13 protein-coding genes are annotated in these 12588 nt (G+C 35.9%); 3 read left to right on the plus strand and 10 right to left on the minus strand.

The window, feature by feature from the left end:
- Positions 1-732: transposase (locus ACZ2M0_RS08455; RefSeq protein ID WP_490059156.1), on the plus strand; the 732-nt coding region annotated here is incomplete at its 5' end.
- 16 nt (positions 733-748) lie between these two features.
- Here the strand turns inward: ACZ2M0_RS08455 and rpoD are convergent.
- The 10 genes from rpoD to rpsU all read right to left on the minus strand — a co-directional run bounded on the left by rpoD (position 749) and on the right by rpsU (position 10847).
- Entirely contained in the window at positions 749-1870 is a 1122-nt protein-coding gene (gene rpoD, locus ACZ2M0_RS08460) for an RNA polymerase sigma factor RpoD (RefSeq protein WP_223901717.1), read from the minus strand.
- Positions 1871-1883: 13 nt separating this feature from the next.
- The gene (gene dnaG / locus ACZ2M0_RS08465) at positions 1884-3689 is read right to left on the minus strand and encodes a DNA primase (RefSeq protein WP_490059157.1); all 1806 of its coding nucleotides are present in this window, start codon (positions 3687-3689) and stop codon (positions 1884-1886) included.
- Positions 3690-3703: 14 nt separating this feature from the next.
- Positions 3704-5770 carry a glycine--tRNA ligase subunit beta gene (glyS, locus tag ACZ2M0_RS08470; protein WP_490059158.1) on the minus strand — a complete coding sequence of 689 codons (2067 nt, stop codon included), beginning with the start codon at positions 5768-5770 and terminating at the stop codon, positions 3704-3706.
- Positions 5763-6680, minus strand: coding sequence for a glycine--tRNA ligase subunit alpha (gene glyQ, locus ACZ2M0_RS08475; RefSeq protein WP_490059159.1), 918 nt, complete (start codon positions 6678-6680; stop codon positions 5763-5765). Before glyQ ends, glyS begins: the two co-directional genes overlap by 8 nt.
- Before the next feature lie 242 nt (positions 6681-6922).
- Positions 6923-7678 carry a DNA repair protein RecO gene (gene recO / locus ACZ2M0_RS08480; protein ID WP_490059160.1) on the minus strand — a complete coding sequence of 252 codons (756 nt, stop codon included), beginning with the start codon at positions 7676-7678 and terminating at the stop codon, positions 6923-6925.
- Positions 7679-8587 carry a GTPase Era gene (era, locus tag ACZ2M0_RS08485; RefSeq protein WP_490059161.1) on the minus strand — a complete coding sequence of 303 codons (909 nt, stop codon included), beginning with the start codon at positions 8585-8587 and terminating at the stop codon, positions 7679-7681. It lies immediately after the preceding gene.
- A complete protein-coding gene (ybeY, locus tag ACZ2M0_RS08490) occupies positions 8587-9108 on the minus strand; it encodes an rRNA maturation RNase YbeY (RefSeq protein ID WP_490059162.1) in 522 nt (173 codons plus the stop codon). The genes era and ybeY overlap by 1 nt, the downstream gene beginning before the upstream one ends.
- A complete protein-coding gene (locus ACZ2M0_RS08495; RefSeq protein WP_122052426.1) occupies positions 9108-10064 on the minus strand; it encodes a PhoH family protein in 957 nt (318 codons plus the stop codon). The genes ybeY and ACZ2M0_RS08495 overlap by 1 nt, the downstream gene beginning before the upstream one ends.
- 24 nt (positions 10065-10088) lie before the next feature.
- Positions 10089-10532 carry a GatB/YqeY domain-containing protein gene (locus ACZ2M0_RS08500; protein WP_490059206.1) on the minus strand — a complete coding sequence of 148 codons (444 nt, stop codon included), beginning with the start codon at positions 10530-10532 and terminating at the stop codon, positions 10089-10091.
- 138 nt (positions 10533-10670) lie between these two features.
- Complete coding sequence (rpsU, locus tag ACZ2M0_RS08505) at positions 10671-10847, minus strand: 30S ribosomal protein S21 (protein ID WP_009560161.1); 177 nt, start codon at positions 10845-10847, stop codon at positions 10671-10673.
- Positions 10848-11022: 175 nt separating this feature from the next.
- Here rpsU and ACZ2M0_RS08510 point away from each other — a divergent pair, with 175 nt between their 5' ends.
- Positions 11023-11850 carry a pyruvate, water dikinase regulatory protein gene (locus tag ACZ2M0_RS08510; protein ID WP_490059163.1) on the plus strand — a complete coding sequence of 276 codons (828 nt, stop codon included), beginning with the start codon at positions 11023-11025 and terminating at the stop codon, positions 11848-11850.
- A 62-nt stretch (positions 11851-11912) separates the two neighbouring features.
- Complete coding sequence (gene msrA, locus ACZ2M0_RS08515) at positions 11913-12455, plus strand: peptide-methionine (S)-S-oxide reductase MsrA (protein WP_490059164.1); 543 nt, start codon at positions 11913-11915, stop codon at positions 12453-12455.
- Positions 12456-12588: the final 133 nt, after the last annotated feature.

The following is a 12588-nucleotide window of genomic DNA, read 5'->3' on the forward strand; positions in this document are numbered from 1 at the left end:
AAAAAAGCAATTATTGCCTACTTCAAAAAGTTTGCGCCAGCGGCTTTGCAAGGCGTCAAAACAGTTTCTCTGGACCTGAATTTTTACTATCAGGACATTGTGCGAGCATGCTTCCCCAACGCTGAGATTGTGCTTGATCGCTTTCACATGGTACAAATGCCTAAGCGCTCCTTCAACTCCCTGCGCGTGCAGGTCATGAAGAAATTCAAAAAGACCAGCAGAGAATACAAACTGCTTAAAGCACCGTGGAAACTGTATCTCAAGAAGTACCAGGAGCTTGACAAAATTCATCCGCATTACAATTGGCACTACAAAGACAATCTGACGCAAGAGCAGGTAGTTAACGAAGGCATCGCCTGCAGCACGGAGCTTACTAATGCCTACAACCTGCTGCAGTCATTTTATGATGCTTTGGCTGCCAAAGATCCGCTGGCAATTAAAGAAGTCATTCATGCTAAAGAAGAAGTTGGCTGGCAAATGCATCAAACTCTGTTAACTTTTAAGCATAACCTGAAAGCAGTAATTAACGGGATAACATTGAATTATTCTAACGGCTGCTTAGAGGGTTTCAATCGCAAGATTAAACAAATTGAGCGCACAGCTTTTGGCTACGCCAACTTCCACAATCTGTTAACCAGGATTAGATTAGCAGAAAACAAGGTAAAAGAAAAAGCAGATAAAAGTATCGTCATACTTCTATCTGCTTCCTACTTTAGGATATTTGCCAAATAGCCTTTATTTTATCTTGTTAATCTAAGAAATCACGTAATTGATTTGATCTGCTTGGATGCCGTAATTTACGTAAAGCTTTAGCTTCAATTTGGCGAATACGTTCTCGGGTAACTCCAAACACTTTGCCAACTTCCTCAAGTGTTCTAGTTCGACCATCATCAAGTCCAAAACGTAAGCGAAGAACATTTTCTTCTCGGTCTGTTAAGGTATCAAGCACTTCTTCTAATTGCTCTTTGAGCATTTCATAAGAAGCATGTTGCTCAGGACTAGTTGCATCTTTATCCTTAATGAAATCTCCTAAATGTGAATCATCTTCTTCACCAATTGGAGTTTCTAAGGATACCGGCTCTTGAGCTATCTTTAAAATGTCACGCACTTTAGAGGTAGGCATGTCCATTTCTGCCCCGATTTCTTCTGGAGTCGGTTCACGACCTAAGTCTTGCAGTAATTGCCTTTGGATTCTGATTAGCTTATTAATAGTTTCGACCATGTGAACTGGAATTCTGATAGTTCTAGCTTGGTCGGCGATCGCACGAGTTATTGCCTGCCTGATCCACCAAGTTGCATAAGTTGAGAACTTGAAGCCTAGGCTGTAATCAAATTTATCCACGGCCTTCATCAGACCCATATTTCCTTCTTGAATCAAATCAAGAAATGACATACCACGACCTACATAACGTTTAGCAATCGAAACAACTAAACGCAAGTTGGCTTCTGCCAGCTCCTGTTTAGCTTCTTCATCACCTTTTTCAATCCTTTTTGCCAAAGAAATTTCTTGATCAGCATTTAGAAGTGGTACCCGACCGATTTCTTTCAGATACATTCTGACCGGATCATTCATCCTAACGCTTGAAGGTGCTGACATATCTTTTAATTCAGCTTTTTCAACATCTTTTTGCTTTTTCAAGGCTAATCTCGATGGATTACCCTTTTCATCAACTATACTGATGCCGTTATCTTCAAATTCCTGAACTAATTGATCGACTGCTTTTCCCTGTAGTTTATAGGGCTTAACCAGTTGAGCAACAAATTCCTTTTCAGTAATAGATTTATCTTTTTTAACATCTTTGACAACCTTTTTGACCATCTTGTCTAAAGATAATTTTTCGTTGTTAGCTGCTTGTTCCTTATCTGCCACAATAAGCCCCCCTTTAACCCTGAATTCTTTTTAACTGCAAAATTTTGCGAGTAATATCTAATATTTCGTCTGTGTCAGTTTTGCGTTTTGCGTCTTGTAAATCATTCATTAAATGTTGCAGTTCAATATTAATTTTACGCATATTTAATGCGTTTATTTGCTCATCAATTTCGCGGTCTGAAAAATCCTGGGGCATGTTTGTCATTTCAGCATTAACTATTATACCTTGAAGTTCGCTGGGAATAAAATCTAAAAAACTATTAACTGTTGGATTTTCTTGATTTTCACTAAAATTTAACCATAATTCCGCTAATCTTTGATATTTTGAATCTGGAAATAAAAATTGATGGTCAAGTAAATATTCTTGAGCATGCTTTGAATGAATAAATAAATATAATAATCGTGTTTGAATAGGATCACTGGCTTCCTGCTTTTGAGCCTTATCTATTGGTGGATCTGAATAATTATAGGACTTACCTTGTTCTTGACCAGGATAACCTTGGTGTCTCTTTGCTTTATTTTGCTGCCTGCGGTATTTTGTCAAATTCACTTTAAGTGAATCTTGTGCCACTCCTTGTTCCTTGGCAATTTTGTTTAAATATAAATCTTGTTCAACCGGATTAGATAACTGAGCTATTTCCCTCATGGCCTCATCTAAGTAAGCCAATTTCTCCCTATCATTTGCCAGATTGTATTTCTGCTTTAGTCTTTTAAGGAAAAAATCCGTCGGTGTCAACGCACCTTTGACTTCGTCTTGGTATTTTTCAGCACCATATTTTTTGACATATTCATCAGGATCAAGTTTTTCAGGCAAAACAACAATTCCTAAATTAAAGCCTCTAACTTGATTAAACATCCTAGTTGCTCGTTCTTCAGCATGTATTCCAGGGTCATCCCCATCATAATTGATAATGATATTTTTAGTAATCCTGCGTAACATATATACTTGCTGATCTGTCAAACTGGTACCCATCGATGCGATACCAGATTTTATTCCAGCTTTATATGCTGCAATTACATCCATATAGCCTTCATACAAAATTAAATGTTTTTCACTGCGAGCTGCTTTTTTTGCTTCTGCAAAATGGAATAGAGTTTTTGATTTGGTAAATATTTCGGTTTCTGGACTATTAATATATTTAGCTTCAGTTTTATCATTAGAAAGTCTTCTTCCAGAAAAGCCAACGACATAGTCTCCTTCGTTGCTAAGCGGAAACATTAATCGTTCTCTAAAGCGATCGAATAAGTCCCCATTTTGCGATTGAACAAACAAACCACTTTTTACCAAGTCCTCATCTTTAAAATTTTGTTCCCTGAGATAAGTTAAAAGCAAATTATTTTGTTTGGGAGCATAACCAATCCGGAAATGATTAATTATGTCTTGATTAAGGCCACGTTTTTCTGCGTAACTATGCCCTGGCTTTCCTGCGTTAGTGGAAATTAGTACTCTGTGATAAAAGTCGGCTGCTTCTTCATTTATTTTGATAAGTACATTAGAAAATTTGGGTTTTTGACTGGAATATTCACCAATATCAATATGAGCAAAATCAGCTACTTTTTGAACACTTTCCGGAAAAGTTAAATTTTCCTTATACATCAGAAATGAAAAAACGTTGCCCCCTTTACCGCAACCAAAGCACTTAAAAAATTGCTTTCCTTCGCTAACAGTAAATGAAGGCGTTTTTTCTTCATGAAAAGGACAGAGACCAACAAAATCTTTGCCCTTCTTTTCAAGTGAAACATACTGACTTATGACATTGACAATATTGACATTATTTCGAACTTTAGCAATTGTTTCCTCAGGTATAAGACCAGCCATCTTTCCACCTACTTTTATTTAATAACTAATTTGCTTAGATCACCGAGCCGCTTTGCAAGTTGTGCTATCCCATTAAGCTGTGCTAAACGGTTATTTTTAATAGCTTCATTCTTATCCATAATCATATTTGTCTCAAAGTAAACATCAATAACAGGCTGTAGTTTTACAAAGCCATCATAAAGTTCTGAAAGATCATTAACCTTGCTCAAACTGCTAACTCCATCAACAAGTTTCGTTTCAGTATCGTTTTCAAACAATTCCCTTTTTACTTCATTTTGGCCCTTATATTTAGCTTTTTGCAAAATATTGTTTATTCTGATTAAGCTTTCAACAACTGGTTTGAATTTATCATCATCATGGTGTAATTGCAAAACTTTTGCTGCAGCCAAAATTTGAATTGGGTCCTGTTGACTTGAAGCCAAAACTGCATCTATGATGTCATACTTATAGTTGTTTCTCTGTAGGTACTGCTTAATACGATCACGAATAAAGGATGAAATTTCCTCCTCCTGCTCAGCTTTTTTAGGTAGTTTAGCAGGGGTCTTGTTTTCAAGAGCCGAAACAATCTCTGGTAGAAATTCGTTAAATGGTAATGACCATTTTTGATTTAATAAAATTCGGACAATGCCGTAAGCATAGCGACGAAGTGCGTATGGATCATTTGAAGAACTAGGAATCATACCAGCAGCGAAGAAAGTAATAATAGTATCTAATTTATCAGCAACAGATAATAATGAACCTACCGTTGTTTTAGGTAATTCTCCTTCAGAGGTAGTTGGCATGTAATGCTCTTCAATGGCAGCAGCAACATCATCGTTTTCTCCAGCTAATTTGGCATAGTGCCTGCCCATTACTCCTTGAAGTTCAGCAAATTCTCCCACCATTTGAGTAACTAAATCAAACTTGTACAATTCGCTGGCACGGTCAAAGTCTTTAACAACCTGTTCATCAAGTTGCCATTTGTTAGCTAAAAAATCACCTATAATACGGACACGCTTCATTTTTTCAGACATTGATCCAATTTTATCGTGAAACGAAACGTTATCAAGTTTTTGAACAAAATGGCTCAGAGGATATTTACGGTCCTCATCGTAAAAGAATTGTGCATCATCCAGACGTGCTACTAGAACTTTTTCATTTCCTGAAACAACATTTTCCAAGTAATCTTTATTACCATTACGTACAGCTACGAAATGATTAATCAAGTTGCCATTTTGATCATAAACTTCAAAATAACGTTGATTATCTTTCATGGAAGTTATTAATACTTCTTTAGGCATTTCCAAATACTTTTTGTCAAAAGAACCAGTGAAAACTGTAGGATATTCAACTAGATTTGTTACTTCTTCAAGTAAACTTTTATCTGGCTTAATTTGCCAATTATTCTTTTTAACCAATTTGTTCATTTGATCAATTATCATTGTGCGACGTTTGGTTGAGTCAACAATTACAAACTGATCTTTTAAAGCATCTTCATAGTCACTAGAGTTAGCTAGTACAACACTGTCGCCTAAAAAGCGATGACCTTCAGTTTTTCGGCCAGCAGTGATATCTAAAATTTTAACTGGTATTACTTCATTACCATAAAGTGAGACTAGCCAATGAATAGGGCGAACAAATTCAAAATCATGAGAATCCCACCGCATCTTGGTTGGAAAGGTCATAGCTTTGACAATATCGCTCATACCTAAAAGGATATCAGTGGCTTTTTTACCTTCTTTTTGAACATGAACATAAGCATATTCGGTACCTTTTAATTCCTCAAAATAAATATCATCAGTAGTCATTCCTTGACCACGAGCAAATCCTTGAGCAGCTCTAGTCCAATTTTTATCCTGATCCAGTGCAATTTTTTTGGCAGGACCCTTTTTTATTTCATCAATATCGGCCTGTTTTTCAGAAAGTTCCTCTACTAAAATAGTCAACCTTCTAGGTGTTGAAAATTTTTTAATGCTTTTAAATTTAAGTCCGTTTTCTTTAAGAAATTTGCTGGTTTTTTCAGCTAATTGCTTAACACTCCTTTCAACGACATGGGCCGGCATTTCTTCAGTACCAATTTCAAATAAATAATCTTTAGCCATTTTCTAGTCCTGCCTTCTTATCTTCTGCATTTTTTAACAAAGGAAAACCTCTTTTTTCACGTTCTTTTACAAAACATACAGCTACTTCATGTGCCATGTTTCTAATTCTGGCCAAATATCCTGCTCTTTCAGTAACAGATACGGCTCCACGAGCATCGAGCAAATTAAAAGTATGGGAACATTTCAAAATATAGTCATAAGCAGGTTGAACCAGATTAAGTCCAATTAATTCCTTAGCTGTTCTTTCATAAGTATCAAAAAACTTTAAAAGATCTTCCTGGTTTGATTCTTCAAAAGCATATTTAGAGTTCTCATACTCAGCTTCTTTAAATATGTCGCGATAAAGAACCCCATCTCCCCATTCGAGGTCAAAAACGGAATTAACATCTTGTATATAAGAAGCCAGTCGTTCAACACCATAAGTTATTTCACTCATTGTTGGTTTAACATCAAGCTCGCCGACAGTTTGAAAGTATGTGAATTGACTTACTTCCATGCCGTCAAGCCAAACTTCCCAACCAACACCAGCGCAGCCCATTGAAGGATTTTCCCAATTGTCTTCGACAAAGCGAATATCATGTTCCAAAGGATTTATACCGAGTTCCTTCAAACTATCCAGATAATACTGCTGAATATTTTCTGGTGCCGGCTTAATTACTACTTGGAATTGATGGTGTTGAAACAAACGATTAGGATTTTCCCCATATCTGCCGTCAGCCGGACGTCTTGAGGGTTCTACATAACAAGCTGCCCAGGGCTCCGGACCAACAGCACGCAAAAAAGTATAAGGACTCATAGTTCCTGCACCCTTTTCAACATCATAAGAAGGCATTACCATGCATCCCTTTGAGGACCAAAACTTTTCTAATTTAAAAATCATATCTTGAATAGTTAATTTTTTCTTTGCCATTTATATTTCCTTCCTGCATAAGACCATAAAAAAAGCCTATGCAAAACATGCATAGGGACGAGATTTAGTCGCGGTTCCACCCTAATTCAGGAAATAGTTCCTGCTCTTAATTAATTTAGCTAGAGGTGCCTTTTCCCAGGTGCTCTTTCACCTTCAACACTCGCTTAACTGGTACTTTTTTATCCTCATTATAGCTAATACATATTATTATTTTATCATAAAAATTATTCAATCAGAAGAGCCTAGTCAGTTAATTTCAACTCATCCAAAAACTTTTTAGTTTTGAGATTGAGATCAATGGTTTCCTGATAAATAAGATCAATAGCTCTGCGCGTAGCTTTTTTGGTAGCAGAATTAATTTTAATATCACCTAATCTGTTAAAGGGAAGTAAAAAGATAGTTCTCAAAACAGCTGTTTCTTTTGGTTTCAAACGCAAACGAGATGGATCAGCATAAAAGTGCTTACTACACAGAATACCGCCTTTTCTGATTGAATAGTCAAACTCTCCCTGCTTTTCTCCACAGATCACGCAGCTTCTCAGCTCTGGCTCTACTCCATAAGCTGCTAACAATTGCATTTGTACTATCTGAGTTATCATTTCAGGATCAGTTCCTGAGTTAATCTTTTGCAAAGCAAAATTTGCCAAATTGTAATACTTACCAAGATTTTGGTATTCAATAAATGCGTGATCTATCAAGTCAAGAACAAAAGAAGCATATGCATTTTTAATTAAATCGTCATATAATCCATCAAACTGTTTTACATTTTTGTATGTCCTCAAGGTACTCAAACCATGTCCAGAAGAATAAATGACATAAGTTCCATAAGAGAAATTAAGTAGTGATGCTCCTAATTTAGACTTTGCCTTTAGTGCACCACGAGCAAGCAATGTGATTATGCCATTTTTTTCTGTCATTATTTTGGCCAGTAAATCAGCCTCATGATATTTTTGTCTTTTAAAAATTATGCCATTAACTTCCTTGAGCTCACGAACCATTTAGGCCAGATCCTTTGGATTATAACCTATTTTTCTTAAAAATTGCGGGTCAGAACGCCAATTGTGCTGGACTTTTACCCAAAGATGCAAATTAACTTTTTCACCTAGCAAATCCTCAACTTGGCGTCTGGAATTGATCCCAATTTGCTTGAGCATCTTACCGCCTTTGCCAATAATAATGCCTTTTTGCCCATTTTTTTCAACATAAATTGTAGCTTCAATCTGCAACTTATTGTTTTCATGCTTATTCATTTGTTCCACCCAAACAGCGGCAGCATGGGGCACTTCTTCAGAGGTAAACTTTAAAATCTGTTCACGAATTAATTCTGCAACCATAAAATATTCTGGTCGATCAGTAATTTGATCTGTGCCATAATACTTGGGTCCTTCAGGCAAATACTGGTGTAAAACCTGAATTAAATCACTAATTCCAATTCCCTGGGTTGCCGAGACTGGTAAAAACTCCTTAAAAATGTTGAGCTTACGATATTGATCAATTATTGGTAAAAGTTCGTTGGGATTAACAGTATCTACCTTATTGATTAAAAGTAAAACTGGAACAGTTGCTTTTTGCAATAACTCTGCTATATAAGCATCACCCTTGCCCATTTTTTCTGGTTCAACCATAAACAAAATAAGATCAACATCGTTCAAGCTAGACAAGCTCGCTTTATCCATGTAATCATCTAAATCTAGGTGTGGCTTAAATATGCCGGGAGTATCAATAAAAATTGCCTGCATAGCATCAGTTGTTAAAATTCCAGAGATTTTATTACGGGTAGTTTGCGGTTTGCTAGAGGTAATGGCTACCTTTTGACCCACTAAATAATTCATAAGGGTCGACTTACCAACATTTGGTCTTCCTAGTAAAGCAACAAAGCCAGACTTATTTTTCTTCTCTTCTACCATTATTTACCTCTGCCTTCATCTAACTGATCGGGATACAATCGCAAGCCATATTCTTCCAATATCTTTCCTTGTATTTTAAACATGGTTTTTGCTTCGCTTGGTTCAATATGATCATATCCGTTAAGATGCAAAAAGCCATGGACTAGAGTATAGCCAAATTCGCGGTCCCAACCGGTACTATATTCCTTACTGTGGCGCATAATAACGCTGGGACACATAAATAAGTCACCAATATCTTCAATGAATTCAGGATCATCAAATGTGCTAAAATCAATTTGATCTTCTCCATCTTCAATAGCAAAAGAGATTACATCGGTTGGTCTATCTTGACCGCGATATTTTTTATTAATTTCATTACTGCGTTTTTCATTAATAAAGTTAATACTCATTTCCAAGTTGTTGGTTTTATTTATCTCATTTTTAGCAAGCAAGAGAAGTTGCAGAATCCATTTTTGCCAATCACGTCTTTTATCGTCCAGAAAACCAACTTCATCATTAAAAGTAATATCTATTGAATCCATTAAAACTTTTTTTCTTCCTTTTCATAGGCGTTAATAATTTTAGCAACAACCGGATGACGAACAACATCATTAGCTGAAAACCAGATAAATTTAATTTGTTCAATTTTCTTCAAAATACGTTCAGCATCTATCAGTCCACTCCGTTGCTTACCGGGAAGATCGACTTGTGTCATGTCACCATTGACGATCATTTTTGAATTAAAGCCAAGCCTGGTTAAAAACATTTTCATTTGCGCATCAGTAGTATTTTGAGCTTCATCAAGAATAACAAATGCATCATCCAGTGTACGACCACGCATGTACGCTAATGGAGCAACTTCAATTACACCGCGTTCCATTAAATGATCGGTGGTATTGGTGCCTAAAATTGCATATAGAGAATCATAAATGGGCCTTAAGTAAGGATCAACTTTTTCTTTGAGATCACCAGGTAAAAATCCCAGCGACTCCCCCGCTTCAACTGCAGGTCTAGTCAAAATAATCCTGGAAACTTCGCCCTTTTTAAAAGCAGCAACAGCACAAACAACTGCAATAAATGTCTTACCGGTACCAGCAGGACCGATCCCAAATACAACATCATTTTTTTCAATAGCTTCGACATATTTTTTCTGTCCCATGTTTTTGACTCTAATCGGCTTGCCTTTAGCATCCCGAATTAAAATCTTTTTATATAGATCAGGAAAATATTCTGTTGTTCCTTTATCTGCCATTTTCATTGCACTTACAACATCGGCAGGACCGATATTAATATTTGCATTAACGACATTATCAAGAGCTTTTAAAACAGCTGAAATTTTTTTGATGTCGCTGTCATCACCTTGAATAGCTATACTATTGCCAGTATCAACTACACTAGCATTATACCCTGTAGACAAAAGGCTTAAATTGTTATCATTAATACCAACTAATTTCTGGATATTTTCAGGATTTTTTGGAATAAAATTGGTTTGGGCCAAATAACTCTGCTCCTTTTCTTATGCCTAATTCAGCTGTTTGCGCACCGCATTAGAAGCTTCTTTGCCATCAGCTTTACCTTTGATTTTAGGCATTAATACTTTCATTACTTTTCCAAAATCTGATTTGCCTTGAGCATTCACTTCTGCAATTGCTGAAGAAACAGCTTGATCGAGCTCTTCAGGGGTCATTTGCTTAGGCAGATAGCTTTCAACAATTGCTAATTCCTGTTTAGTTTCTTCTGCTAGATCTTTACGATCAGCTTTAGTAAATTCTGCAATTGATTCTTCACGCTGCTTTTTTTCTCGGCTAAGAACCGTCAGTTCTTCTTCAGCGGTTAAATCGTGACCAGCTTTAATTTTTTCATTCATCAATGCGGATTTAATCATACGCACGGTGTTCAGTCTAACTTTGTCACGAGCTTTCATCGCTTCTTTCATATCTGACATTATTTGCTCAGATAAACTCAAATGAATTCCCTCTTTCTTCATAAAATCTAGCTAAATTATAACAAATTTACAACCTAGTTTAAATTAAATAAAACATTAAACTTTAATTGTCGTTAATAAAAAACGACTTTTATCTGCTTGATAAAAGTCGTTTTTAGATTAATAATGTCTGCGTTTCCGAGCAGCTTCGGATTTCAGTTTCCTACGAACACTAGGTTTTTCATAAAACTCGCGTTTGCGGTATTCCTGTAAAGTACCACTTCTAGAAACGGAACGTTTAAAACGACGAAGAGCATCATCAATAGACTCGTTTTCGTGAACGACTGTCTTGGCCATATGTGATCCCTCCTTCCATTTCTTGACGTTACCGTCATACATTTAACTAAATTATATCAAACATCACCGGTGGGTCAATACAAACGTACAATATTTTTAAAATTTTTCATAGAAAAAACTTAACCTGTTAATGATTTTTGTTAAATTGTATAATTGAAGAAAAAAGGAGTAAATAATGGCTGAAGAAACAACAAAAAAAGAAGTCAACATAATAATAATTTCAGATTCTGCTGGGGATACTGCTTTTAATAATGCTGTTGCCGCAGCTGCCCAGTTTCCTGATGCGCAAATTAATTATAGAAGATATCCGTTTATAATTAATAAGGAAAAATTAGAAGAGACCTTTGAAGAAATAGTTCAATATCCAAATTTATTGCTTATTTATAGTCTGGTAAAGGATGAAATGCAAATACCAGTTATTAGGTTTGTCAGAGAACATCATATTCAGAGTGTGGATATTTTATCTCCTGCGATCGAATCGATTCAAAAATTAACTGGTTTGAAACCACAACAAAAAATAGGTGCCCAGCATAAAATGAATCAAAAATACTTTGATCGCATTTCAGCTATGGAGTTTGCAGTTATGTATGATGATGGCAAAGACCCTAAGGGTTTTTTAGAAGCTGATGTCGTACTTTTGGGAGTATCGCGTACATCGAAAACTCCCTTATCATTGTTTTTAGCTAATAAAAATCTCAAGGTCGCAAATCTGCCATTAGTTCCAGATACCCATATCCCGAAAGAAATATATCAAATTGATCCTAAAAAAATTATTGGTTTGACAAATGACCTTTCTGTGTTAAATGAAATCAGACGTGAAAGAATGATTTCCTATGGTTTAAATCCCGATACTTCCTATTCTAATATCGATGCGATAAAAAAAGAATTGGATTCAGCACAAAAGCTTTATGATCAGCTTGGTTGCTTTGTAATAAATGTTGCTCACCGTTCGATCGAAGAGACTGCAGCAATTATCATGAACCACTTAGGAGTTCAAAAATAAAAGCAAATAGGGCCTCTAATTAAGGCATTTATGTTTAAATAAAAATTAAAGAGGTGAAATAAATGAGTAAAAATGAGCAAATGGGTAATTTGGATACTGCAATATTTGCTGGCGGCTGTTTTTGGTGTATGGTAAAACCTTTTGATTCTCTACCTGGCATTAAAAAAGTAATTTCGGGTTATACAGGTGGAAATGTGCCAGATCCGACCTATGAACAAGTATGTACAGGTGAAACGGGACACACTGAAGCTGTTGAAATCACTTATGATCCTGAGGTTATGTCTTATGAAAAGTTGCTTGACTATTATTGGCAAGTAACTGATCCAACAGACGCATCCGGACAATTTCAGGATCGCGGCGATAACTATCGTCCAGTTATCTTTTATAATTCTTCTGCTCAAAAAGAAGCTGCGGAGAAGTCAAAAAGAGCTCTCCAAAATAGTAGCAGGTTTGATGCGCCAATAGTTACAAAAATTGAACCAGCGAAGCCATTTTATCCTGCTGAAGATTATCATCAAGATTTTTACAAAAAAAATCCAAGACGCTATGCTCTTGAAGAATCAGGCGGTAGAGAGGAATTTATTAAAAAGCATTGGCAAAATTAAACCAAGTTAGATTAAAAACCTCTTTAAATTTCACGTAAATGTGTTAGTATACTTAAGAAAAATACTAGTTTTTATATTTTATATAGAAACTAGTATTTATTATTTTTAATTAGCATTTTTTCGAAAAGGAAAT

It is taken from the genome of Lactobacillus sp. VURO6/B1 (VP7), assembly GCF_058139575.1.